Raw genomic sequence first — 24,658 nt, 5'->3', positions numbered from 1 at the left:
CCCAACCGGCCTCCGCGAGGCGCGAGTTCGAGCCGCCGGGGTCATTCCCTCGACCACTCGGGCCTGTGGCTCATGTCACGGATCGGCCATTGGCGGGCCAAAAGCCGTTAAGAGGAAAGACCCTGCACAACCCTGCTAAACCGGACAGGGGTGTCTCCGGCCATCTGGCGGGTGGGGGCTGTCGGTGATCGAAAGCCGACCGGATACGCTGAGTGGGGTGATGGCAATGACCTATCGACAATCCGTGTAATCGTCAGCACACACCAGCAGACAGGAGACCCCTCGTGACCGTGGTCGGGCCGTTCGGGCTGAGGGTTCGGGACCAGGCGCTGGAGGCCGCAGTCCAGGCCGGGATGGCGGCCGTCGAGGAAGGTCTGCTCGAAGCCACCAAGAGCGAGGTCCCGTTCATCACCGAGGCCGCGCAGCACCTGGTGAAGGCGGGCGGCAAGCGGTTCCGTCCGCTGCTCGTGATGCTCGCCGCGCAGTTCGGGGACCCGGACGCCCCGGGAATCGTCCCCTCGGCAGTGGTCGTCGAGCTCACCCACCTCGCCACCCTCTACCACGACGACGTCATGGACGAGGCCGAGGTGCGCCGCGGGGTGCCCAGCGCCAACAGCCGCTGGGGCAACTCGGTCGCGGTCCTCACCGGCGACTTCCTGTTCGCGCGGGCCTCGCACATCCTGGCCGACCTGGGGCCGGAGGCCGTGCGGGTGCAGGCCGAGGCGTTCGAGCGCCTGGTCACCGGCCAGATCCTGGAGACCGCCGGCCCGGCCGAGGGGCGCTCCCCCATCGACCACTACCTCGACGTGCTGGCCGGCAAGACCGGCTCGCTGGTCGCGGTCGCCTGCCGCTTCGGCGCGCTGATGTCGGGCGCCGACCACCAGGTCGTGGACGTGCTCACCCAGTACGGCGAGCGGCTCGGCGTGGCGTTCCAGCTCGCCGACGACGTCCTGGACATCGCCTCGGAGTCCTCGGACTCCGGCAAGACCCCCGGCACCGACCTCCGCGAGGGCATCGCCACACTGCCGGTGCTGCGCCTGCGCGAGCGGGTGGCGCGGCTGGGGCTGGCGGAGGACGTCGAGCTGTGCGAGCTGCTGGACTCCGACCTGACGGACGAGGCGCGACTCGCGGACGCGGTCGCGCGGCTGCGGGCCCACCCGGCGCTGGAGGAGGCGCGGGCGGACACCGTGCGGTACGCCCAGGAGGCCCGGGCGGCGCTGACCCCGCTGCCGGAGTGCGAGGCGCGGACGGCGCTGGTGCACCTGTGCGACGCGGTCGTGCACCGGGCGGGCTGACCCCGCCGGGGCGCGCCGCGGCCCCGGCCGCCTCCGCACGCCGAAGGCGGCCTTCCCGCGCCCGAAGCGCCCTCCGTACGCCGAAGGCCCGGCTCCATGTGGAGCCGGGCCTTCGGCGTGGGTGCCGGCGCCCGAGCGGATGCCGACGCCGGGCGGGGCGAGCCGCCCGCGAAGGGCGAGCCGCCCGCGGAGGGCCCGCCCGTCAGCGGACGAAGGTGCCCGCCGAGGTCGCCAGGTCGAGGAAGTACTGCGGGGCGACGCCCAGCACCACCGTTACCGCCGCGCCGACCGCGATCGCCGTGGTCGTCAGCGGCGACGGCACCGCCACCGTCGGCCCCTCCGGCTTGGGCTCGCTGAAGAACATCAGCACGATCACCCGGATGTAGAAGAACGCCGCGACCGCCGAGGACAGCACGCCGACCACCACCAGCGGCGCCGCGCCGCCCTCCGCGGCCGCCTTGAACACGGCGAACTTGCCCGCGAACCCGGAGGTCAGCGGGATGCCCGCGAAGGCCAGCAGGAACACCGCGAACACCGCCGCCACCAGCGGCGAACGGCGCCCGAGCCCCGCCCACTTGGACAGGTGGGTGGCCTCGCCGCCCGCGTCGCGCACCAGTGTCACCACGGCGAAGGCGCCCACCGTGACGAAGGAGTAGGCGGCCAGGTAGAAGAGGACCGAGGAGATGCCCTCCGGCCTCGCCGCGATCACACCGGCCAGGATGAACCCGGCGTGCGCGATCGAGGAGTAGGCCAGCAGCCGCTTGATGTCGGTCTGCGTGATGGCGACGATCGCGCCGATCACCATGGTCACCGCGGCCACCGCCCACATGACCGGCCGCCAGTCCCAGCGCAGGCCCGGCAGCACCACGTACAGCAGCCGCAGCAGCGCGCCGAAGGCGGCCACCTTGGTCGCCGACGCCATGAAGCCGGTCACCGGGGTGGGCGCTCCCTGGTAGACGTCGGGCGTCCACATGTGGAACGGCACCGCGCCCACCTTGAAGAGCAGGCCCATGGTGACCAGCGCGGCGCCCAGGAGCAGCAGCACGTCGTTGCCCATGGTCCCGGCGAGGGCCGGGCTGACGTCCTGGACGGTGCCCTCGACGACCTGGGCGATCCGGCCGTAGGAGACCGAGCCGGCGTAGCCGTACAGCAGGGCGATGCCGAACAGGGTGAACGCCGAGGCGAAGGCGCCCAGCAGGAAGTACTTGACCGCGGCCTCCTGCGACAGCAGCCGCTTCCGGCGGGCCAGCGCGCAGAGCAGGTACAGCGGGAGGGAGAAGACCTCCAGCGCGATGAACAGGGTCAGCAGGTCGTTGGCGGCCGGGAAGACCATCATGCCGCCGACCGCGAACATCAGCAGCGGGAAGACCTCGGTGGTGGTGAAGCCGGCCTTCACGGCCGCCTTCTCGCCCTCGCTGCCGGGCACCGCCGCCGCCTGGGCGGCGAAGGAGTCCACCCTGTTGCCGTGCGCCGCCGGGTCCAGGCGCCGCTCGGCGAAGGTGAACAGCGCCACCAGGCCGACCAGCAGGATCACGCCCTGCAGGAACAGCGCGGGTCCGTCGACGGCGAGCGCGCCCTCGGCGGCGATCCCGGCCTCGGTGGTGGCGTGGCCGCTCGTCGCCAGCGCCACCACGGCGGCGAAGCCGGCGGCGAGCGCGACGGCGGCGAGGAAGAGCTGCGCGGAGTAGCGGCCCCGGCGGGGCACGAAGGCCTCCACCAGGATGCCCAGCACCGCCGCGCCGATCACGATCAGCACGGGCGAGAGCTGCGCGTACTCGATCGTGGGGGCCTCGATCTTCGCGATCGGCTCGGCCGCGGTGGCGGCCAGGTCTGTCCACAGGCCGTGGACGGCTGATGCGCTCACTTGGCCGCCTCCACCTCGGGCTCGGGGTCGTGCTGCTGCACGTCGGACATGGTGTGCCGGACCGCCGGGTTGACGAGGTCCGTGAGGGGCTTCGGGTAGACGCCCAGGAAGATCAGCAGGGCGATCAGCGGTGCGACGACCGCCAGTTCACGCACCCGCAGGTCGGGCAGCTTGGTCAGCTCGGGCTTGACCGGGCCGGTCATGGTGCGCTGGTAGAGCACCAGCGTGTAGAGCGCGGCCAGGACGATGCCGAAGGTGGCGATGATCCCGACCACCGGGTAGCGGGCGAAGGCGCCCACCAGCACCAGGAACTCGCTGACGAACGGGGCGAGTCCGGGCAGCGACAGGGTGGCCAGACCGCCGATCAGGAAGGTGCCGGCCAGCACCGGGGCGACCTTCTGCACCCCGCCGTAGTCGGCGATCAGGCGCGAGCCGCGGCGGGAGATCAGGAAGCCGGCCACCAGCATCAGCGCCGCCGTCGAGATCCCGTGGTTGACCATGTACAGCGTGGCGCCGGACTGGCCCTGGCTGGTCATCACGAACACGCCGAGGATGATGAACCCGAAGTGGGAGATCGACGCGTACGCCACCAGCCGCTTGATGTCCCGCTGGCCGACCGCCAGCAGCGCCCCGTAGACGATGCTGATCAGCGCCAGCACCAGCACCACCGGCGTGGCCCACTTGCTGGCCTCGGGGAAGAGCCCGAGGCAGAAGCGGAGCATCGCGAAGGTGCCGACCTTGTCGACCACGGCCGTGATCAGCACCGCGACCGGGGCGGTGGCCTCGCCCATGGCGTTGGGCAGCCAGGTGTGCAGCGGCCACAGCGGGGCCTTCACCGCGAAGGCGAGGAAGAAGCCGAGGAAGAGCAGCCGCTCGGTGTTCGTCGCCATCTCCAGCTCGCCGCTCGCACGGGCGGCCACGATCTCCGGGAGCGAGAAGCTGCCCGCCGCCACGTACAGCCCGATCACCGCGGCCAGCATGATCAGGCCGCCGGCCAGGTTGTAGAGGAGGAACTTGACCGCCGCGTACGACCGCTGGGTCGCCGCCGCCTCCTCGCCGCCCTGGTGGGCGCGGTCCCCGAAGCCGCCGATGAGGAAGTACATCGGGATGAGCATGGCTTCGAAGAAGATGTAGAAGAGGAAGACGTCGGTGGCCTCGAAGGAGAGGATCACCATCGCCTCGACCAGCAGGATCAGCGCGAAGAAGCCCTGGGTGGGCCTCCACCGCCGGCTGCCGGTCTCCATCGGGTCGGCGTCGTGCCAGCCGGCCAGGACGATGAACGGGATCAGCACCGCGGTGAGCAGCATCAGCGCCACCCCGATGCCGTCCACGCCGAGTTCGTAGCGGACCCCGAAGGCGGGGATCCACTCGTACGACTCGGTGAGCTGGTAGCGCGCGCCGCCCGGTTCGAAGCGGACGGCGACCACGACGGCCAGAACCAGCGTGCCCAGCGAGACCAGCAGCGCGAGCCACTTGGCGGCCTCGCGCCGCGCGGCGGGGACGGCGGCGGTGGCGATCGCCCCGAGGGCGGGCAGCACCGCGGTCGCCGTCAGCAGGGGAAAGCTCATGTCAGACCGCCCTCATCAGCAGGGTCGCGGCGACCAGGACCGCCGTACCGCCGAACATCGAGACCGCGTAGGAGCGCGCGAAGCCGTTCTGCAGCCGGCGCATCCGGGACGACAGCCCGCCCACCCCGGCCGCCGTGCCGTTGACCACGCCGTCGACCAGGGTGTGGTCGACGTAGACCAGGGAGCGGGTGAGGTGTTCGCCGCCGCGGACCAGGACCACGTGGTTGAAGTCGTCCTGGAGCAGGTCCCGGCGGGCCGCCCGGGTGAGCAGCGAACCGCGCGGGGCCACCACCGGCACCGGACGGCGGCCGTACTGCAGCCAGGCCAGGCCGACGCCGAGCAGCATCACCGTGACCGTGGCCGCGGTGACGGTGAGCGCGCTGACCGGCGGGTGGCCGTGCTCGAACGCGGTCACCGGCTCCAGCCAGTGCACGAACCGCTCGCCGATGCCGAAGAAGGCGCCGGCGAAGACCGAGCCGAAGGCCAGCACGATCATCGGGACGGTCATCACCTTCGGCGACTCGTGCGGGTGCGGCACCCCGCCGTGGCCGGCGGCCGGTTCCACGTCCGGCCGGTCCGGGGAGGCCGCCGGGAGGTTCCGCCAGCGCTCCTCGCCGAAGAAGGTCATCAGCATCACGCGCGTCATGTAGAACGCGGTGATACCGGCGCCCAGCAGCGCCACCCCGCCCAGGATCCAGCCCTGGACGCCGCCCTTGGCGAAGGCGGCCTCGATGATCAGGTCCTTGGAGAAGAACCCGGACAGGCCCGGGAAGCCGATGATCGCCAGGTAGCCGAGGCCGAACGTCACGAAGGTGACCGGCATGTACTTCCGCAGGCCGCCGTACTTGCGCATGTCGACCTCGTCGTTCATGCCGTGCATCACGGAGCCCGCGCCGAGGAAGAGCCCGGCCTTGAAGAAGCCGTGCGTCACCAGGTGCATGATGGCCACCGCGTAACCGATCGGGCCGAGGCCCGCGGCCAGCACCATGTAGCCGATCTGCGACATCGTCGAGCCGGCCAGCGCCTTCTTGATGTCATCCTTGGCGCAACCGACGATCGCACCGAAGAGCAGCGTGACCGCGCCGACGATGGTGACCACCAGCTGAGCGTCCGGCGCCGCGTTGAAGATCGCGCCGGAGCGGACGATCAGGTAGACGCCCGCGGTGACCATGGTCGCCGCGTGGATCAGGGCCGAGACCGGGGTCGGGCCCTCCATCGCGTCGCCCAGCCAGGACTGCAGCGGCACCTGGGCGGACTTGCCGCAGGCGGCGAGCAGCAGCATCAGCGCGATCGCGGTGAGCGTGCCCTCGCCCGTCTCCCCCACCGAGTCCAGCACCGGTGTGAACGCGAAGGTGCCGAAGGTGGTGAACATCAGCATGATCGCGATGGACAGGCCCATGTCGCCGACGCGGTTGACCAGGAAGGCCTTCTTGGCCGCGGTGGCCGCGCTGGGCTTGTGCTGCCAGAAGCCGATCAGCAGGTAGGAGGCGAGACCCACGCCCTCCCAGCCGAAGTACAGCAGCAGGTAGTTGTCGGCGAGCACCAGGATCAGCATCGCCGCGAGGAACAGGTTGAGGTAGCCGAAGAACCGGCGGCGGCGCTCGTCGTGCTCCATGTACCCGATCGAGTAGACATGGATGAGCGAGCCGACGCCGGTGATCAGCAGGACGAAGGTGATGGACAGCTGGTCCAGCCGGAACGCCATGTCCGCCTGGAAGCCCTCCACCGGGATCCAGCTGAACAGGTGCTGGACCAGGGTGCGGTCCTCGGCGTCCCGGCCCAGCAGGCCGGCGAAGAGGACGGCGCCCAGGACGAAGGAGACGCCGGCCAGGGCGGTGCCGATCCAGTGGCCCACCCTGTCCAGTCTCCGGCCGCCGCACAGCAGGACGACCGCTCCGAGCAGGGGCGCCGCGATCAGCAGCGCGATCATGTTCTCCACGTCTGCGACCCCTTAGAGCTTCATCAGTCGAGCGTCGTCGACCGAGGCCGAGTGGCGGGTACGGAAGAGCGACACGATGATCGCGAGACCGACCACGACCTCCGCGGCGGCGACGACCATCGTGAAGAACGCGATGATCTGGCCGTCGAGGTTGCCGTGCATCCGGGAGAAGGCGATCAGCGAGAGGTTGCAGGCGTTGAGCATCAGCTCGATGCACATGAACACCACGATGGCGTTCCGCCTGACCAGCACTCCGGTGGCTCCGATGGTGAACAGCAGAGCCGCGAGGTAGAGGTAGTTGACCGGGTTCACTGCTGGGCCTCCTCCGCCCGCGTGAGCTCGGTGGACCCGCCGCGGCGCGGCCGCGGGGGCTCCACCGGGGTCCGTTCGAGCCGCTCGTTGGACCGCTGCTCCAGCGCCCGCAGGTCCGCGATGGCCTCGGTGGACACGTCCCGGACCTGACCGCGCTCGCGCAGCGTGGCGCTGACCGTCAGTTCGGAGGGGGTGCCGTCGGGCAGCAGGCCCGCGATGTCCACCGCGTTGTGGCGGGCGTAGACGCCGGGGGCGGGCAGCGGCGGGATGTACTCGCCCTTGCGGACGCGCTCCTCGGCCAGCTCCTTCTGGGTCTTGGCCCGCTCGGTGCGCTCCCGGTGGGTGAGCACCATCGCGCCGACCGCCGCCGTGATCAGCAGCGCGCCGGTGATCTCGAAGGCGAAGACGTACTTGCTGAACAGCAGGGCCGCCAGGCCCTGGATGTTCCCGCCGGAGTTGGCGGCGGCCAGCCCCTCGAACTCGGTGACGGCCGCGTTGCCGATGCCGCCGACCAGCAGCGCGCCGAAGCCCAGACCGCACAGCAGGGCCAGCCAGCGCTGGCCCTTGATGGTCTCCTTCAGCGAGTCCGCCGCCGTGACGCCGACCAGCATCACCACGAACAGGAACAGCATCATGATCGCGCCGGTGTAGACGACGATCTGCACGATGCCCAGGAAGTACGCGCCGTTGGCCAGGAAGAACACCGCGAGGACGATCATCGTGCCGGCCAGGCAGAGGGCGCTGTGCACCGCCCTGCGCATGAAGACCGTGCACAGGGCGCCGATCACCGCGACCGTGCCGAGGATCCAGAACTGCACGGCCTCGCCGGTGGAGGTGGTGTACGCGGCAAGAGCGCTCATGCCCCCACCTCCTGCTGGGCCGTGGGCTGCGTGTCCGCGTTCTGGGTGGCCTCTTCCGGCTTCTCGCCCTGGGAGACCGCGACCTGGCGGACCGTCCCGGGGGCGGCCTCGGTGACCAGGCCCCGGTAGTAGTCCTGCTCGTCGGTGCCCGGGAAGATGGAGTGCGGCGTGTCGACCATGCCCTCCTCGAGCCCGGCCAGCAGCTGCTCCTTGGTGTAGATCAGGTTCTGCCGGGACAGGTCGGCGAGCTCGAAGTCGTTGGTCATGGTCAGCGCGCGCGTCGGGCACGCCTCGATGCACAGACCGCAGAGGATGCAGCGGGCGTAGTTGATCTGGTAGACGCGGCCGTACCGCTCGCCGGGCGAGTAGCGCTCCTCGTCGGTGTTGTCCGCGCCCTCCACGTAGATCGCGTCGGCGGGACACGCCCAGGCGCACAGCTCGCAGCCGACGCACTTCTCCAGGCCGTCCGGATGGCGGTTGAGCTGGTGCCGTCCGTGGAACCGCGGAGCCGTGGTCTTCTTCTGCTCCGGGTACTGCTCGGTCAGCCGCTTCTTGAACATGGCCTTGAAGGTCACGCCGAAGCCGGCCACGGGGTTCATGAAGCCCGGTTTCGTGTCTCCGGGGTTCTGCTGTTCCTCAGCCATCGGACGCCTCCTTTCCATCCAGAGATCCGTCACGGGGTCCGTCACTGAGAGTGTCCGTCCCGCCACTGACAACGAGCTCCCGCTCGGTGCGCGAGCGGCGCCGCGGCACCGGGGGCAACTGCTGTCCGGGCAGCGGGGGCACCGGGAAGCCGCCCGCCATGGGGTCGAAGGCGGCGGGGCCGCCGGCCGGGGCGTCGTCCTCCTTCGGCCCGCCCCGTTCACGGAGCGTGTCGACGACCAGCGAGATCAGCAGCAGCGCGACGATCGCCGCGGCCACGTAGAGGGCGATGTCGGTGAACCCGTAGCCCTCGTTGCGCAGCGCCCGCATGGTGGCCACGACCATCAGCCAGACCACCGAGACCGGGATGAGGACCTTCCAGCCGAGCTTCATCAGCTGGTCGTACCGGACGCGGGGCAGCGAGCCGCGCAGCCAGATGAAGAGGAAGAGCAGCAGCTGCACCTTGAGGACGAACCAGAGCATCGGCCACCAGCCGTGGTTCGCGCCCTCCCAGAAGGAGCTGATCGGGTACGGGGCCCGCCAGCCGCCCAGGAAGAGCGTGGTGGCGACCGCCGAGACCGTCACCATGTTCACGTACTCGGCGAGCATGAACATCGCGAACTTGATGGACGAGTACTCGGTGTTGAAGCCGCCGACCAGGTCGCCCTCGGACTCCGGCATGTCGAACGGGGCCCGGTTGGTCTCGCCCACCATGGTCACGATGTAGAGGATGAACGAGACCGGCAGCAGCACGATGAACCAGCGGTCCTCCTGCTGGGCCACGATCTCCGAGGTGGACATCGACCCGGAGTAGAGGAACACCGAGGCGAAGGCCGCGCCCATGGCGATCTCGTAGGAGATCATCTGCGCGCAGGAGCGCAGGCCGCCCAGGAGCGGGTAGGTCGAGCCGGAGCTCCAGCCGGCCAGCACGATGCCGTAGATGCCCACCGAGGCGACGGCCAGGATGTACAGCATCGCGATCGGCAGGTCGGTCAGCTGCATGGTGGTGCGCTGGCCGAAGATGGAGACCTCGTTGCCCGGCGGGCCGAACGGGATCACCGCGATGGCCATGAAGGCGGGGATCGCGGCGACGATCGGTGCCAGGACGTACACCACCTTGTCGGCCCGGCGGACGATCACGTCCTCCTTGAGCATCAGCTTCACGCCGTCGGCCAGGGACTGCAGGAGTCCCCAGGGGCCGTGGCGGTTGGGACCGACGCGCAACTGCATCCAGGCGACGACCTTGCGCTCCCAGACGATGGCGAAGAGCACCGTCACCATCAGGAAGGCGAAGCAGAAGACGGCCTTGACGACCACCAGCCACCAGGGGTCCTGGCCGAACATCGAGAGGTCTTCGGCGGCGAGCGGCGTGAGGTTCGGGTTCACGCTTCGGCCTCCTCGGCGGTACCGGGGGCCTCGGCGGCGAGGGTCGCCGGGCCGACGCGGACCAGGGCGCCGGGCAGCGCCCCGGTGTCGGAGGCGACGCCGCCCCCGGTGGAGTTGAGCGGCAGCCAGACCACCCGGTCGGGCATCGCGGTCACCGTCAGCGGCAGCGCGACGCTGCCCGCGGGACCGGTGACGGCCACCAGGTCGCCGTCCTTGACGCCGGCCTCGGCGGCGGTGGCGGCGGAGAGCCGCACGGTCGCCGCGTGCCGGGTGCCGGCCAGGGCGTCGTCGCCCTGCTGGAGCACGCCCTGGTCGAGCAGGAGCCGGTGCCCGGCGAGCACCGCCTCGCCCGCGGCGGGGCGGGGCGGTTCGGCGGGGACGGCGGCCGGGCCCTCGGGGCGCTGCCCCTCCCAGACGCCGAGCCGGTCGATCTCCGCGCGGGTGGTGCGCAGGTCGGGCAGGCCCAGGTGGCGGTCCATGGCGTCGGCCAGCATGTGCAGCACCCTGCTGTCCGCGGGGTGGTGGCGGGTGGTCGTCTGGTCGGGCTTGAGCGCGGTGTCGAACGGGCGGACCCGGCCCTCCCAGTTGACGAAGGCGCCGGCCTTCTCGGCGACCGCGGCCACCGGCAGCACCACGTCGGCGTGGTCGGTGACCTCGCTCGGCCGTAGTTCCAGGGAGACCAGGAAGCCCACCTCGGCGAGCGCGCGCCGCGCGAGGGCCGGGTCGGGCAGGTCGGCGACCTCGACGCCGGCCACGACCAGCGCGGCCAGCTCGCCCTCGGCCGCCGCGTCGAGCATCCGGGCGGTGTCGCGGCCCGGGCGCTCCGGCAGCACGGCGGTCCCCCAGGCGGCGGCCACCTCGCGGCGGGCCTGCGGGTCGTGGGCGGGGCGGCCGCCGGGCAGCAGCCCGGGCAGCGCGCCCGCCTCGATCGCGCCGCGCTCACCGGCCCGGCGCGGGATCCACGCGAGGCGTGCCCCGGTGGCGGTGGCGGCCCGGACGGCGGCGGTGAGCGCGCCGGGCACGGCCGCCAACCGCTCGCCGACCAGGATGACCGCGCCCTCGGCGCGCAGCGCCTCGGCCACCGCGGGGGCGTCGCCCTCCAGGCCGGTGCCGTCGGCGAGCGCCTCCAGCCAGGCCGTCTCGGTGCCCGGGGCGGCCGGCAGCAGGGTGCCGCCCGCCTTGGTGAGGCCCCGGGTGGCGTGGCTGGCCAGCGAGAACACCTTCTGGCCGTGCTTGCGCCAGGCCTTGCGGAGCCGCAGGAAGACGCCGGGGGCCTCCTCCTCCGCCTCGAAGCCGGCCAGCAGCACGGCGGGCGCCTGCTCGAGCGTCGTGTACGTCAGCCCGGTGCGGTCGAGGTCGACGCCGCGTCCGGCGACCCGGGAGGCGAGGAAGACGGACTCCTCGTCGCTGTGCGCCCGGGCGCGGAAGTCGATGTCGTTGGTGTCGAGCGCGATCCGGGCGAACTTGGCGTACGCGTAGGCGTCCTCGACGGTGAGCCGTCCGCCGGTGAGCACGCCGGCCCGGCCGCGCGCCGCGTTCAGCCCGCGGGCCGCCGCCTCCAGCGCCTCCGGCCAGGAGGCCCGCTCCAGCACGCCGTCGGCGTTGCGCACCAGCGGCGAGGCCAGGCGGTCGCGCTGCTGGGCGTAGCGGAAGGCGAAGCGGCCCTTGTCGCAGATCCACTCCTCGTTGACCTGCGGGTCGTCGGCGGCGAGCCGGCGCATCACCTTGCCGCGCCGGTGGTCGGTGCGGGTGGCGCAGCCGCCCGCGCAGTGCTCGCAGACCGAAGGGCTGGAGATCAGGTCGAACGGGCGGGCCCGGAACCGGTAGGCGGCCGAGGTGAGCGCGCCGACCGGGCAGATCTGGATGGTGTTGCCGGAGAAGTACGACTCGAACGGGTCGCCCACGCCGGTGCCGACCTGCTGCAGCGCGCCCCGCTCGATCAGTTCGATCATCGGGTCGCCCGCGACCTGGTTGGAGAAGCGGGTGCAGCGGGCGCAGAGCACGCAGCGCTCGCGGTCCAGCAGGACCTGGGTGGAGATCGGGACCGGCTTCTCGTAGGTGCGCTTGCGGCCCTCGAAGCGGGACTCGGAGTCGCCGTGCGACATCGCCTGGTTCTGCAGCGGGCACTCGCCGCCCTTGTCGCAGACCGGGCAGTCCAGGGGGTGGTTGATGAGCAGCAGCTCCATCACCCCCTTCTGCGCCTTCTCGGCGACCGGGGAGGTGAGCTGCGTCCTCACCACCATGCCGTCGGTGCAGGTGATGGTGCAGGAGGCCATCGGCTTGCGCTGGCCCTCCACCTCGACGATGCACTGGCGGCAGGCGCCGGCCGGGTCGAGGAGCGGGTGGTCGCAGAACCGGGGGATCTCGATGCCGAGCTGCTCGGCGGCCCGGATGACCAGGGTGCCCTTGGGCACGCTGATCTCGGCGCCGTCGATGGTCAGGGAGACGAGGTCCTCCGGGGGCACCGCTCCCGGTCCGCCGCCGGAGGGAGCACTGGTCGGCGCGGTCATGCGTTCACCTCCATGTGCTTGTCCGCCCAGGCGGTGGACTTCGCCGGGTCGAAGGGGCAGCCGCGCCCCCTGATGTGCTCCTCGTACTCGTCGCGGAAGTACTTGAGGGAGGAGAAGATCGGCGAGGCGGCGCCGTCGCCGAGGGCGCAGAAGGACTTGCCGTTGATGTTGTCGGCGATGTCGTTGAGCTTGTCGAGGTCGGCCAGGGCGCCCTTGCCGGCCTCGATGTCGCGCATCAGCTGGACCAGCCAGTAGGTGCCCTCGCGGCAGGGGGTGCACTTGCCGCAGGACTCGTGCGCGTAGAACTCGGTCCAGCGCGTGACGGCGCGGACCACGCAGGTGGTCTCGTCGAAGCACTGCAGGGCCTTGGTGCCGAGCATGGAGCCGGCCGCGCCGACTCCCTCGTAGTCCAGCGGGACGTCGAGGTGCTCGTCGGTGAGGAGCGGGGTGGAGGAGCCGCCGGGCGTCCAGAACTTGAGGCGGTGGCCGGGCCGCATGCCGCCGCTCATGTCGAGCAGCTGGCGCAGCGTGATGCCGAGCGGGGCCTCGTACTGGCCGGGGTTGGCGACGTGCCCGCTGAGCGAGTACAGCGTGAAGCCCGGGGACTTCTCGCTGCCCATCGAGCGGAACCAGTCCTTGCCGTGGTGCAGGATCGCGGGAACCGAGGCGATGGACTCCACGTTGTTCACCACGGTGGGGCAGGCGTAGAGGCCGGCGACCGCGGGGAAGGGCGGGCGCAGCCTGGGCTGGCCGCGGCGTCCCTCCAGCGAGTCGAGCAGGGCCGTCTCCTCGCCGCAGATGTACGCGCCCGCGCCCGCGTGCACGGTGATGTCGAGGTCCAGACCGCTGCCCAGGACGTTCTCGCCGAGGTAGCCGGCCGCGTAGGCCTCGCGCACGGCGGAGTGCAGGCGCCGCAGCACGGGGACGACCTCGCCGCGCAGGTAGATGAAGGCGTGCGAGGAGCGGATCGCGTAGCAGGCGATGATCATTCCCTCGATGAGGGAGTGCGGGTTGGCGTAGAGGAGCGGGATGTCCTTGCAGGTGCCGGGCTCCGACTCGTCGGCGTTGACGACGAGGTAGTGCGGCTTGCCGTCGCCCTGGGGGATGAACTGCCACTTCATCCCGGTGGGGAAGCCCGCGCCGCCGCGGCCGCGCAGTCCGGAGTCCTTGACGTAGGCAATGACCTCGTCGGGGGTCATCGTCAGGGCCTTGCGGAGCCCTTCGTAGCCCTCGTGCCGGCGGTAGACGTCCAGGGTCCAGGAGCGGTCCTCGTCCCAGAACGCCGACAGCACGGGAGCGAGCAGCTTGTCCGGGCTCGTCTCGTTGAGCTCTCCGGTCGCCACGCTCATCACTCCCCCTCCTCTTCTTCGGCACGGCGGCCGCCGCCGGCCACGGGACCTGCCGGGTGGGCCGGGTCGGACGCCGAGGTGGTGCTCGGCGCGTCGTGCGAGCTGGAGTGCGCCGCGGGCGAGGGGCCGGTGCGGGGCCCGTCGTCGAAGGCGGCGCCGTGCCTGCCCTCGCCGTCGTGTCCGGCGGCGTCGCGGGGGTGCACCACGCGGGGGCCGAGCGGCAGTCCCTTGGCGAGGCGGAGCCCGGCGAGCGAGGCGGGGCCGGCGCTGCCGCCCGCCTCGACGGCGCCGGGGCGCTCGTCGGGGAAGCCGGCCAGGATGCGGGCCGTCTCCTTGAAGGTGCACATCGGCGCGCCGCGGGTCGGCGTCACCGGGCGGCCCGCGATCAGGTCGTCGACGAGCTGCCGGGCGGCGGCCGGCGTCATGTTGTCGAAGAACTCCCAGTTGACCATCACCACGGGGGCGAAGTCGCAGGCCGCGTTGCACTCGATGTGCTCCAGCGTGACCTTGCCGTCGGCGGTGGTGCCGTTGTCGGCGACGCCCAGGTGCTCCTGGAGCTCCTCGTAGATGGCGTCGCCGCCCATCACCGCGCAGAGCGTGTTGGTGCAGACGCCCACCTGGTAGTCGCCGCTCGGCCGGCGGCGGTACATGGTGTAGAAGGTGGCGACCGCGGTCACCTCGGCGGTGGTGAGGTCCAGCGTCTCGGCGCAGAACCGCATGCCGGTGCGGGTGACGTGGCCTTCCTCCGACTGCACCAGGTGCAGCATCGGGAGCAGCGCCGAGCGGGAGTCCGGGTAGCGGGCGATGATCTCGCGCGCGTCGGCCTCCAGCCGGGCCCGCACGTCCTCCGGGTAGTCCGGGGCGGGCAGTTGGGGCATGCCCAGCCCGACCGCCTCGGTGCCCTGGGAAGGTGTGGTGGTCACCGGTCGACGCCTCCCATCACGGGGTCGATGGACGCGACGGCGACGATGACGTCGGCGACCTGGCCGCCCTCGCACATCGCCGCCATGGCCTGCAGGTTGGTGAAGGACGGGTCGCGGAAGTGGACCCGGAAGGGGCGGGTGCCGCCGTCGGAGACGACGTGCACGCCCAGTTCGCCCTTGGGCGACTCGACGGCCGTGTAGGCCTGGCCGGGCGGGACCCGGAAACCCTCGGTGACCAGCTTGAAGTGGTGGATCAGGGCCTCCATGGAGGTGCCCATGATCTTCCGGATGTGGTCGAGGGAGTTGCCGAGCCCGTCCGGGCCGAGCGCCAGCTGGGCCGGCCAGGCGATCTTCTTGTCGGCGACCATCACCGGTCCCGGCGCCAGCCGGTCCAGGCACTGTTCGACGATGTGCAGCGACTGGCGCATCTCCTCCAGCCGGATCAGGAACCGGCCGTAGGAGTCGCAGGTGTCGGCGGTCGGGACCTCGAAGTCGTAGGTCTCGTAGCCGCAGTAGGGCTGCGTCTTGCGCAGGTCGTGCGGGAGGCCGGTGGAGCGCAGGATCGGGCCGGTGGCGCCGAGCGCCATGCAGCCGGCCAGGTCCAGGTGGCCGATGTCCTCCATGCGGGCCTTGAAGATGGGGTTCCCGGTGGCGAGCTTGTCGTACTCCGGGAGGTTCTTCCGCAGCTTCTTGATCGCCTCGCGGATCTGGTCGACGGCGCCGGGCGGGAGGTCCTGGGCGAGCCCGCCGGGGCGGATGAACGCGTGGTTCATGCGCAGGCCGGTGATCAGCTCGTAGAGGTCCAGGATGATCTCGCGGTCGCGGAAGCCGTAGATCATGATCGTGGTGGAGCCCAGCTCCATGCCGCCGGTGGCGATGCACACCAGGTGGGAGGAGAGCCGGTTGAGCTCCATCAGCAGGACGCGGATGATCGTCGCCCGGTCGGGTACCTGGTCCTCGATGCCGAGGAGCTTCTCCACCGCGAGGCAGTAGGCCGTCTCGTTGAAGAAGGACGTCAGGTAGTCCATGCGGGTCACGAAGGTGGTGCCCTGGGTCCAGGTCCGGTACTCGAGGTTCTTCTCGATGCCGGTGTGCAGGTAGCCGATGCCGCAGCGGGCCTCGGTGACCGTCTCGCCCTCGATCTCCAGGATCAGGCGGAGCACCCCGTGGGTGGACGGGTGCTGCGGACCCATGTTGACGACGATGCGCTCGTCGTCGGCCTTGGCGGCCGCCTCGACGACCTCGTCCCAGTCGCCGCCGGTGACCGTGTAGACCTTGCCCTCGGTGGTGTCGCGGGCTGTTGCCGACTGCGTGCTCATGAGTACGACCTCCGCTGGTCCGGAGCCGGGATCTGGGCGCCCTTGTACTCGACGGGGATGCCGCCGAGGGGGTAGTCCTTGCGCTGCGGATGGCCCTGCCAGTCGTCCGGCATCATGATCCGCGTCAGTGCCGGGTGGCCGTCGAAGACGATGCCGAAGAAGTCGTACGTCTCGCGCTCGTGCCAGTCGTTGGTCGGGTAGACCGGCACCAGCGACGGGATCCGCGGGTCGGCGTCGGGCGCGCTGACCTCCAGCCGGATCAGCCGGTTGTGGGTGATCGACCGCAGGTGGTAGACGGCGTGCAGCTCGCGGCCCTTGTCGTGCGGGTAGTGCACGCCGCTGACGCCGGTGCACAGTTCGAAGCGCAGCGCCGGGTCGTCGCGCAGGGTGCGGGCGACGCGGAGCAGGTGCTCGCGCTCGATGTGGAAGGTGAGCTCGCCCCGGTCGACGACGGTGCGCTCGATGGCGTTCTCCGGCAGCAGGCCCTGCTCCTCCAGGGCGCCCTCCAGCTCGTCCGCCACCTCGTCGAACCAGCCGCCGTAGGGCCGGGAGGACGGGCCGGGGAGCCGGACCGGGCGGACCAGGCCGCCGTAGCCGGAGGTGTCGCCGCCGTTGTTCGCGCCGAACATGCCGCGCTGCACGCGGACCTGCTCGCCGTGGTCCCCCCGCTGTCCGGGGAGGTTGGAGGCGGAGAGCTCCTTCTCCGGGTTGGGCTCGTGGTGCCGGTCGGGTTCTTTGGCGTCGCTCATCGCAGGAGGCCCTTCATCTCGATGGTCGGCAGGGCCTTCAGCGCCGCCTCCTCCGCCTCCCGGGCCGCCTCCTCGGCGTTCACGCCGATTTTGGAGGTGCGCACCTTCTCGTGGAGCTTGAGAATCGCGTCCATCAGCATCTCCGGCCGCGGCGGGCAGCCGGGGAGATAGATGTCGACCGGCACGATGTGGTCGACGCCCTGCACGATCGCGTAGTTGTTGAACATGCCGCCCGACGAGGCGCAGACGCCCATGGAGATCACCCACTTGGGATTGGGCATCTGGTCGTAGACCTGACGCAGGACGGGCGCCATCTTCTGGCTCACCCGGCCGGCCACGATCATCAGGTCGGCCTGGCGCGGCGATCCGCGGAAGACCTCCATGCCGAACCTCGCCAGGTCGTACCGGCCCGCGCCCGTCGTCATCATCTCGATGGCGCAGCAGGCCAGACCGAACGTGGCGGGGAACATGGATGACTTGCGCACCCAGCCCGCGGCCTGCTCGACGGTGGTCAGCAGAAATCCGCTCGGCAGCTTTTCCTCGAGTCCCATGTCTCTCAGCCCCTCAGGCCCCGCGGGCCTATCGGTCCCAGTCCAGGCCGCCGCGCCGCCACACGTAGGCGTACGCGACGAAGACGGTGAGCACGAAGAGCAGCATCTCGACGAGCCCGAAGATCCCCAGGGCGTCGAAGGTGACCGCCCACGGGTACAGGAAGACGATCTCGATGTCGAAGATGATGAAGAGCATCGCCGTCAGGTAGTACTTGATGGGGAATCGCCCACCGCCGGCCGGTTGAGGGGTCGGCTCGATACCGCATTCGTACGCCTCGAGCTTTGCTCGGTTGTATCGCTTTGGACCGATAAGCGTGGCCATGACCACGGAGAAGATCGCAAAGCCTGCCCCGAGGGCTCCCAGTACGAGGATGGGCGCATACGCGTTCACCGCTCCTCGCTCCTCTCAGTCGGCACTGGACTGCTGGCGATTGCACACCGGATCCGCTCGCTGCCTCTGCGTGTCCCCGAAGATCGAGAACATGTGAAGCAGGTCACAAGCCCGGCTGCTCCGCATCTTATGCCTGGTGGTCTGTGATCTGCGACACGCGATACGAGACGACCTTTGTGATCTCTGCCACCCGCGAGGGGTCCAACGGGCCGGAACGGCTTGGATCTTGACGCTGACCGCACACAACTGATCACATGAAGTGACAAGTTGGCTCGTCATCGCAGGCCAGAGGACCCGTCTCTATATCAAGAGGCTTCCCGTGCATGCAAATTGGCGAAGATCGTTGATCATTGATATAAGCGCCCGCTCTGTTTCGCGACCGGGGGCCGCGCCTCCCGGAAGCGGCGACTCCGCCCCGCGGCCGGGCTCCGGCGTGTGCGCGCGTTCACGAGCGACACAGGAAGATCACAACAGTGACCTCTCCGTGACCTCCGCCACATCCGCCCCGCGCTTCCGGGCTCTCGAGTTGGCGAACTCGTGCACGGATGGTAAGCGAGGGCAAATCGGGCGTAACGATGGAAGTCAGTGCTCAGGGCCTCGCGCCACCGCGCCCGTTTTGACCTTTTCGGGGCCAATATCCGTTCCCCGGGAGCGACTTCGGGGGCGTCGGGCGCCACATGTGGCGGACGGCACGATTGTTGAAGGCGGGGTGATCCCCTGGTAGGTCTGGTTGCCATGTCCCAGACCGCTCACATACGCAGCCACCGGAAGCCCCGCCGCAGCGCATCGAAGATCGCGATGCGCGCCGGGGTCGCCGGTGGCGTTCTCAGCACCCTTGCCGTGGCCGGCGCCTCGGGTACGGCGACTGCGGCCGAGCCCGTGACGCAGACGCTGGAACTCCCCACGCTCACGGCGGACCTCTCCAGCGAGGTCGCCCGCTCCGCGGAGGCCACCGCGTCGGTCGCCGCGACCTACGAGCTCCAGGCGGAGCGTGACGCCGCCGCCGAGCGCGCCGCCGACCTGGCCGAGCGCAACCTCAAGAAGGCGAAGGCGGAGGCCGAGGCCAAGCAGAAGGCCGAGGAGGAGGCCGCCCGCGAGGCCGCGGAGCGCGCTTCCCGCGACTCCGCCCGCGAGAGCCTCACCACCACGGCCGCGTCCGCCTCCGCCTCCTCCTCCAGCAGCTCCACCGCCGTGACCGGCTCGGCCGCCGCCGTGGTCGCCTTCGCCAAGGCGCAGATCGGCGACGCGTACGTCTCCGGCGGCACCGGTCCCAACTCCTGGGACTGCTCCGGCCTGGTGCAGGCCGCCTACAAGCAGGTCAACGTCAACCTGCCGCGCGTCTCGCAGAGCCAGTCCGTGGCCGGCACCCAGGTCTCGCTGAGCAACCTGCAGCCGGGCGACATCCTCTACTGGGGTGGCGCGGGCAGCGCGTACCACGTGGGCATCTACGTGGGCGGCGGCCAGTTCGTCGGCGCGCAGAACTCCGGCACCGGCGTGATCCAGGCGTCCCTGGACTACGACCCGCCGTCCGGCGCGGTCCGCGTCCTCTGACGTCCGTCCCACCCACTCGTTCCACGGCGAAGGGCCGCAGCCCCGGGGGCTGCGGCCCTTCGCCGTGTGCTCTCAGCTCCTGTCAGGCCTGTCAGGCCGCGGTGGCTCCGGCCGCCCGGCGGCGGAGCAGGTAGAGGCCCGCGCCGAGCGCCACGAGCAGCAGCGCGCCGCCGCCCGCGAGCAGGACGCCGCCCGCGCCGGTGGAGGCCAGTCCGCCGGCGGTGTCGCCCTCGCCCTGGCCACCGCCGCCCTGGGCGCCGTCGCCGTCGCCGCCGGAGCCGTTCCCGCCGTCGCCGTCGCCCTCGCCCTGGCCGCCGTCGCCGCCCTCGCCGGGCGCCTCGTCACCGGTGCCGTTGACCACGATCCAGGCGGTGTCGTTCGACGGGTCGGAGTCGGGGCGGCCGCCGGCGGGGAGGGCGACCTTGCCCTTGGCGCCCGCCACCACCTTGTCGATGCGCAGCTCGAACGGCAGGTCGAAGGAGGCGTCGGGAAGCATCGGCGTGGCGACCGAGCAGAAGTACTCGCGCCGGTCCTCGACGTTGGCCTGGCGGCAGTTCGCCGGGGCCTTCGTCACCGTGGTGCCCTCCGGCGTCCCCACCGTGAACCTGATGGGCTCGCCGCCCGAGCGGAGCGAGCTGATCCAGGCCGGGCCGTTGTTGCGGAAGCCCAGCTCGGCCGTGACGGTGTCGCCCTCGGCGCCCTTCACCGAGGCGCCGGTCAGCTCCAGGTCGATGGGCGTGCCGGTCGGGAAGTCCAGCTCGGTGTAGGTGGCGTAGTCACCGGCGTCCGCGCCGGGGACCTCGCGCAGGGTCAGCTCCGGACCGTCGCCGGGCGTCCCGGCGCCGCCGGCCGAGCCGGGGGCGAAGCGGTAGTGGACGATGTCGAACGCCGCGTAGTCACGGGTGCCGATCTCCATGGGCGCCGACAGCTCGTACGCCGTGCCGGCCGTGAAGGTGCCGGGGAAGACGCAGACCACGTCGGTGCCCTGGCGGAGCAGCGAGCCGGTGGTGGTCTCCGTGTAGGTGCAGTTGCGGTACCGCTGCTCGAAGAGCAGACCGTGGCTGCCGTGGACGGTGAGCACGGCGCCCTTGCCGTCCTGGCCGCCGGCGTTGCGGAAGCCGAGCGGGGCCTTCAGGGTGTCACCGGCCGCGAACCCCTCGGGCTCGGTGAGCGTGCGGCCCTTGTAGGCCGCTCCGCCGACCCGGACCTCGACGTCCTTCGGGGTGAAGGTCAGGTTCTCGCCCTCGCCCGTGATGCGGACGGTGCCGGTGTCGCCGGACTCGCTGCGGGAGGTGGCGTTGAACTCGATGCTGCCGAGCTCGTTGTAGTACTCCCCCGCGTAGACCTCCCAGCCGTCGCAGACCGCGACCAGGTCCTCCACGTCGCAGTTGTGCAGGTCCTCCCAGTCGACCGAGGCGACGCCCTCCAGGTCGCTGGCGTCGATCGTCACCTTGAAGTCCGCGTACCGGACCGGGTAGATGACGCCTTCCTCGTCCGGCTCCGGCTCCTCGCCGGGGCCCTTGAAGCCGATGGTGACCTGAGGCCCCTGCATGCCCTCCGCGTGGTCGGCGAGGTCGACGTCCACCTGGCTCTTGCTCGCGGTGATCGGGAGGGTGAGCGGGGCCTCGTCCTCGGCCTGGGCGGTTCCCGCGAGACCGCCGGTCAGCAGGACGGCGGCGGCCAGCAGACCGGCCGCTCTGCGGGGGCCCATGGGCCGTCGGGCCGATGAGTTCATGAGGGGCAACCTTTTCGCCGAAGGGGCGCACCGGGTGGTGCACCCTGTCCGACCTGCCACAACCGCCTCCGGTTGCCCGGGAGTTCGTCACGAACACATCACGCTCGGGGGACCAGCTTCGTCAGGCCGTTGAGCACGCGGTCGACGGCGTCGCCGCCGGTCGGGTCCGTCAGGTTGTTGACCAGACGGAAGGCGATCTTCATCAACTGCGGGTGGGAGAGCCCGCGTTCGGTGGCCAGACGCATCAGCCGCGGCCGGCCGATCAGCTTCACGAAGGCCCGGCCCAGCGTGTAGTAGCCCCCGTAGACGTCCTTCATCACCCGCGGGTAGTGGCGCAGCGCCGCCTCGCGCCCCTCCGCGGTGCGGCGGGCACGGGCCTGCGCGATCACCTCGGCCGCGGTGCGTCCGGATTCCATCGCATAGGCGATGCCCTCGCCGTTGAACGGGTTGACGGCGCCCGCCGCGTCCCCGGCCAGGAGCAGGCCGTCCGCGTAGTGGGGCTGCCGGTTGAAGCCCATGGGCAGCGCCGCGCCGCGGACCGGGCCCGTCATGTTCTCCGGGATGAAGCCCCAGTCCTCGGGCAGACCGGCGCACCAGGTGCGCAGGATCCCGCGCCAGTCCGGGTCCCGGTACGGCAGCGAGGCGTCCAGGACGCCCAGGCCGACGTTGCAGGTGCCGTCGCCCATGCCGAAGACCCAGGCGTAGCCGGGCAGCAGCCGCCCCTCGGGGCCGGGCCGGTCCGGCAGCTCCAGCCAGGACTCCAGGTAGTCGTCGTCGTGCCGCGGGCTGGTGAAGTAGGTGCGCACCGCGACGCCCATCGGCCGGTCCTGGCGGCGGTGCAGCCCCATGCCCAGGGAGAGCCGGCTGGAGTTGCCGTCGGCGGCCACCACCAGCGGGGCCCGGTAGGTCATCGGGCGCCTGTCGCCGCCCAGCGTGGCGTGCACGCCGGTGATCCGGCCGGTGCGGTCGTCGCGGACCGGGCCGGTGACGGTGCAGTGCTCGGTCAGCCGGGCGCCCGCCTTCTGCGCCTGCCGGGCCAGCCGCTCGTCGAAGTCGTCCCGCCGCCGCACCAGGCCGTGGTCCGGGAAGGTGGCGAGCTGCGGCCAGTCCAGTTCCATCCGCATCCCGCCGGAGATCACCCGCAGGCCCCTGTTCCGCAGCCAGCCGGCCTCCGGGGAGATGTCGATCCCCATGGCGACCAACTGCTTCACGGCGCGCGGGGTGAGGCCGTCGCCGCACACCTTCTCGCGCGGGAACGCGGTCTTCTCCAGGAGCAGGACGTCCAGTCCGGCGCGCGCCAGGTGGTACGCGGCGGTCGCGCCGGAGGGACCCGCGCCGACCACGATGGCGTCGGCGGTGTCGGAGGGCGGCTCGGTCACAGCGGAATCTCCCCGGGATCGAGGGTGCCGACGCGGCTGGTCCTGGGCAGTCTATGCAGCGACCGTCCGTCTCCGGCCGAAGGACGTACCCGTGAACACGACGCTTCCCGTGGTGAGACTGCGCGTCCCGACCGAGGAGGACGCCTGGACCTGGCACGCGCTCTTCGACGACCCGGAGGTGATGAAGTTCCTCGGCGGTGCCTCCAAGGAGCTCTCCGCCTACCACGAGAGCACGGCCCGCCAGCGCCGGAACGCGGCCGAGCACGGCTTCTGCTTCTGGTCGGTGCTCAACGAGGACGACGAGGTGATGGGCTTCACCGGCGCCCAGCCCTGGCCCTGGGGGTGGGGTCCCGCGGTCGGCGAGATCGAGATCGGCTGGCGGCTGGGCCGCGCGTACTGGGGCCGCGGCTATGTGACCGCCGCGGCGCTGGAGACGCTGGACCGGGTGCGGGAGGCCGGCGTCGGGTCGGTGGTGGCGATGGTCGACGCGGAGAACGCGCGGTCCGCCGCGGTGGCCCGGCGCCTCGGCATGGACCTCGCCCGCCGGTTCGTCACCCCCGAGCCGCAGCGGGAGGGCCACATGTACCGGCTGGGCCTGGGGTGAGGGCGACCGGCTGACCGGCTGGCCGGCTTCGTCGGGTCGCCCGGCCGTCCCTGGCCTGCCACCGGACCGGGCGCGCCCTGGTCCGGGTACCGCCGGGGCCCGCCGTGGTCGTGTCGCGGCGGGCCCCCGGCCGTTCAGCCGCGGGGACGTGCGAACCGGGCGGCGACGGCGGCGGGCCCGAGGATCCACAGGATGCCCAGCAGGGCGGCGAGCCCGAGGTCCAGGCCGGCCTCGAGCAGCGTCCGGGTGCCGGTGACGCCGCCGAGGATCTCGCCGGGCAGTCCCTCCAGGCCGGCGACCTCGCTGGTCACCCCGCCGCACGCGGCGAGCAGCAGGAACAGGACGAGGACCAGGCCCCCGGCCAGCAGCGCCTCACGGGGCTCGGCGGAACGGCGTGCGACGACCCGTCCGATCAGCAGGGAGCAGAGCAGGCCGAGGGCGAGGGCGCCCAGGGCGAGCCCCGTGCCGTCCTCCCCGAGCTCGGAGAGCCCGTACGTCCACCCGCCCCCGAGGTCGCCGCGGACGGCGAACGCCCAGCCCTCGCCGTGGACCGGTACCGCCCAGGAGAGCCCGAGCAGATGGACCGCGAGGTTGGGCAGCAGCGCCAGCAGGGCGGCGCCCTCCTCGGCGTTCGGCGGGGTTCCGTCCACGGGGACCACCTCGGTGAGCACCAGGACGAGCAGCACCAGGGCGACCGCCGAGCACAGCGCCAGGACCGTGGCCGTGGCCCGCACGGCCGTCCCGCCGGCCCGCAGCAGCAGGTCGGCCCCGGGCCGCCCGGCACGCCACGACGCGAGCCCGTCGCGGCCGGCGACCAGCGCGACCACGACGAGGGTGGTCACCAGCGCGGACAGGAACGCGCGGAACGGGGAGACCGCGAAGGTCGTGCCGTCCCAGCTGCCGGAGCTCGCGAACAGCGCCAGCATCAGCGCGCCGAGGCCGGTCAGCAGGGCTGTGCGGAGGGCGGCCTCCAGGGAGGGGGCGGGTCCGGCGGGGCGTCCCGGCACCGTTCCGGCCGCCGCCGGGCGGGTCGCGAGGCGGGCGCGGAGGACGCGGCCGGCCAGCCACAGACCCAGCAGCCACAGGGCGGTGGCCGTGTAGGGGACGCCCGAGACGTTCAGGACGTAGTCGTCCGGCGCGAACAGCGAGAACCCGTCGCCCTGTCGCCGGACCTCCAGGCCGCCGACGCCGAGGCCCAGGAGGAGCAGGGCCAGGATGCCGCGGATCCCGCCCAGCGCTTCGCCGGTGGAGTCGCCGCCGGTGATCCGGAGCACGACGCCGACGACCACCGCGGTCCCCAGCAGCAGCCCCGCCGGGATCAGCGCGCCCAACGCCGCGCCGGCCCAGTCACCCCCGACGAACCGCTCCACGAACCCGCGCCCGTGCGGCGCCCCCGGAGCACCGGGCGGTGGCGGCGGCGCGGGGGGCGCGGGCGGCGCGGGGGGCTGCGCGGGCCCGGCCGGGGGCGCGGGGGACTCCGGCGGAGCGGCGGGCGCCGGAGGCACGGTGGGCACCTGCGGCACGGGCCGCTCGGGCAACGCGTCGGACCCGTGCGGGGCCGTCGGCTCCGGCGGAGCGGCAGGAACCGGAGGCGCGGACGGCTCCGGCGGAGCGGCAGGAACCGGAGGTGCGGACGGCTCCGGCGGAGCGGCAGGAACCGGAGGCGCGGACGGCTCCGGCGGAGCGGCAGGAACCGGAGGTGCGGACGGCTCCGGCGGAGCGGCAGGAACC

At 71.9% G+C, this 24,658-nt stretch carries 20 protein-coding genes; 3 read left to right on the top strand and 17 right to left on the bottom strand.

What is annotated here, in order from left to right:
• The first annotated feature begins 284 nt into the window (after window positions 1-284).
• The gene (locus ABZ836_RS00280; protein WP_361138033.1) at window positions 285-1,295 is read left to right on the top strand and encodes a polyprenyl synthetase family protein; all 1,011 of its coding nucleotides are present in this window, start codon (window positions 285-287) and stop codon (window positions 1,293-1,295) included.
• Between the two features lie 202 nt (window positions 1,296-1,497).
• On the opposite strand, the gene nuoN is transcribed toward ABZ836_RS00280, so the two are convergent.
• The 14 genes from nuoN to ABZ836_RS00210 are packed head-to-tail and all read right to left on the bottom strand — an operon-like array spanning window position 1,498 to window position 17,658.
• Window positions 1,498-3,159 carry an NADH-quinone oxidoreductase subunit NuoN gene (gene nuoN, locus ABZ836_RS00275; RefSeq protein WP_356128478.1) on the bottom strand — a complete coding sequence of 554 codons (1,662 nt, stop codon included), beginning with the start codon at window positions 3,157-3,159 and terminating at the stop codon, window positions 1,498-1,500.
• Window positions 3,156-4,727: an NADH-quinone oxidoreductase subunit M gene (locus ABZ836_RS00270; protein ID WP_356128475.1), complete on the bottom strand. Its 1,572-nt coding sequence runs from the start codon at window positions 4,725-4,727 to the stop codon at window positions 3,156-3,158. The genes nuoN and ABZ836_RS00270 overlap by 4 nt, the downstream gene beginning before the upstream one ends.
• A gap of 1 nt (window position 4,728) precedes the next feature.
• Window positions 4,729-6,666, bottom strand: a complete 1,938-nt coding sequence (gene nuoL / locus ABZ836_RS00265; RefSeq protein WP_356128472.1) for an NADH-quinone oxidoreductase subunit L — start codon at window positions 6,664-6,666, stop codon at window positions 4,729-4,731.
• Between the two features lie 12 nt (window positions 6,667-6,678).
• Window positions 6,679-6,978 carry an NADH-quinone oxidoreductase subunit NuoK gene (gene nuoK, locus ABZ836_RS00260; RefSeq protein WP_108954875.1) on the bottom strand — a complete coding sequence of 100 codons (300 nt, stop codon included), beginning with the start codon at window positions 6,976-6,978 and terminating at the stop codon, window positions 6,679-6,681.
• Complete coding sequence (locus ABZ836_RS00255; RefSeq protein WP_356128469.1) at window positions 6,975-7,838, bottom strand: NADH-quinone oxidoreductase subunit J; 864 nt, start codon at window positions 7,836-7,838, stop codon at window positions 6,975-6,977. The genes nuoK and ABZ836_RS00255 overlap by 4 nt, the downstream gene beginning before the upstream one ends.
• Window positions 7,835-8,482 carry an NADH-quinone oxidoreductase subunit NuoI gene (gene nuoI / locus ABZ836_RS00250; RefSeq protein ID WP_361138030.1) on the bottom strand — a complete coding sequence of 216 codons (648 nt, stop codon included), beginning with the start codon at window positions 8,480-8,482 and terminating at the stop codon, window positions 7,835-7,837. Before nuoI ends, ABZ836_RS00255 begins: the two co-directional genes overlap by 4 nt.
• Window positions 8,475-9,824 carry an NADH-quinone oxidoreductase subunit NuoH gene (nuoH, locus tag ABZ836_RS00245; protein WP_356129191.1) on the bottom strand — a complete coding sequence of 450 codons (1,350 nt, stop codon included), beginning with the start codon at window positions 9,822-9,824 and terminating at the stop codon, window positions 8,475-8,477. The genes nuoI and nuoH overlap by 8 nt, the downstream gene beginning before the upstream one ends.
• Before the next feature lie 38 nt (window positions 9,825-9,862).
• Complete coding sequence (locus ABZ836_RS00240) at window positions 9,863-12,376, bottom strand: NADH-quinone oxidoreductase subunit G (protein ID WP_356128463.1); 2,514 nt, start codon at window positions 12,374-12,376, stop codon at window positions 9,863-9,865.
• On the bottom strand, window positions 12,373-13,725 hold the full coding sequence (nuoF, locus tag ABZ836_RS00235; protein ID WP_356128461.1) for an NADH-quinone oxidoreductase subunit NuoF: 1,353 nt from the start codon (window positions 13,723-13,725) through the stop codon (window positions 12,373-12,375). Before nuoF ends, ABZ836_RS00240 begins: the two co-directional genes overlap by 4 nt.
• Window positions 13,725-14,603, bottom strand: coding sequence for an NADH-quinone oxidoreductase subunit NuoE (gene nuoE, locus ABZ836_RS00230; protein ID WP_356129189.1), 879 nt, complete (start codon window positions 14,601-14,603; stop codon window positions 13,725-13,727). Before nuoE ends, nuoF begins: the two co-directional genes overlap by 1 nt.
• Before the next feature lie 41 nt (window positions 14,604-14,644).
• A complete protein-coding gene (locus tag ABZ836_RS00225; protein WP_356128458.1) occupies window positions 14,645-15,967 on the bottom strand; it encodes an NADH-quinone oxidoreductase subunit D in 1,323 nt (440 codons plus the stop codon).
• The gene (locus tag ABZ836_RS00220) at window positions 15,964-16,716 is read right to left on the bottom strand and encodes an NADH-quinone oxidoreductase subunit C (protein WP_361138027.1); all 753 of its coding nucleotides are present in this window, start codon (window positions 16,714-16,716) and stop codon (window positions 15,964-15,966) included. The genes ABZ836_RS00225 and ABZ836_RS00220 overlap by 4 nt, the downstream gene beginning before the upstream one ends.
• Window positions 16,713-17,267 (bottom strand): NADH-quinone oxidoreductase subunit B family protein, encoded by a 555-nt coding sequence (locus tag ABZ836_RS00215; RefSeq protein WP_356128452.1) that lies wholly within the window; start codon window positions 17,265-17,267, stop codon window positions 16,713-16,715. The genes ABZ836_RS00220 and ABZ836_RS00215 overlap by 4 nt, the downstream gene beginning before the upstream one ends.
• 28 nt (window positions 17,268-17,295) lie before the next feature.
• The gene (locus ABZ836_RS00210) at window positions 17,296-17,658 is read right to left on the bottom strand and encodes an NADH-quinone oxidoreductase subunit A (RefSeq protein ID WP_356128449.1); all 363 of its coding nucleotides are present in this window, start codon (window positions 17,656-17,658) and stop codon (window positions 17,296-17,298) included.
• A gap of 735 nt (window positions 17,659-18,393) precedes the next feature.
• On the opposite strand from ABZ836_RS00210, the gene ABZ836_RS00205 reads away from it, so the two are divergent.
• A complete protein-coding gene (locus tag ABZ836_RS00205) occupies window positions 18,394-19,209 on the top strand; it encodes a C40 family peptidase (RefSeq protein ID WP_356128447.1) in 816 nt (271 codons plus the stop codon).
• 91 nt (window positions 19,210-19,300) lie between these two features.
• Here ABZ836_RS00205 and ABZ836_RS00200 read toward each other — a convergent pair whose 3' ends face one another.
• Complete coding sequence (locus ABZ836_RS00200; RefSeq protein ID WP_361138025.1) at window positions 19,301-20,944, bottom strand: hypothetical protein; 1,644 nt, start codon at window positions 20,942-20,944, stop codon at window positions 19,301-19,303.
• A 98-nt stretch (window positions 20,945-21,042) separates the two neighbouring features.
• The gene (locus ABZ836_RS00195; RefSeq protein WP_361138023.1) at window positions 21,043-22,323 is read right to left on the bottom strand and encodes a geranylgeranyl reductase family protein; all 1,281 of its coding nucleotides are present in this window, start codon (window positions 22,321-22,323) and stop codon (window positions 21,043-21,045) included.
• A gap of 91 nt (window positions 22,324-22,414) precedes the next feature.
• On the opposite strand from ABZ836_RS00195, the gene ABZ836_RS00190 reads away from it, so the two are divergent.
• Window positions 22,415-22,927: a GNAT family N-acetyltransferase gene (locus tag ABZ836_RS00190; protein ID WP_356128438.1), complete on the top strand. Its 513-nt coding sequence runs from the start codon at window positions 22,415-22,417 to the stop codon at window positions 22,925-22,927.
• 134 nt (window positions 22,928-23,061) lie between these two features.
• Here ABZ836_RS00190 and ABZ836_RS00185 read toward each other — a convergent pair whose 3' ends face one another.
• Window positions 23,062-24,297, bottom strand: coding sequence for a hypothetical protein (locus tag ABZ836_RS00185; RefSeq protein ID WP_361138021.1), 1,236 nt, complete (start codon window positions 24,295-24,297; stop codon window positions 23,062-23,064).
• Window positions 24,298-24,658: the final 361 nt, after the last annotated feature.

It is taken from the genome of Streptomyces sp. NPDC047130 (genome assembly GCF_040643475.1).
Taxonomy (GTDB): Bacteria; Actinomycetota; Actinomycetes; order Streptomycetales; family Streptomycetaceae; genus Streptomyces.
Note: the sequence above shows the minus strand (reverse complement) of the source record. Positions and strands in the feature narration are given on the sequence as shown.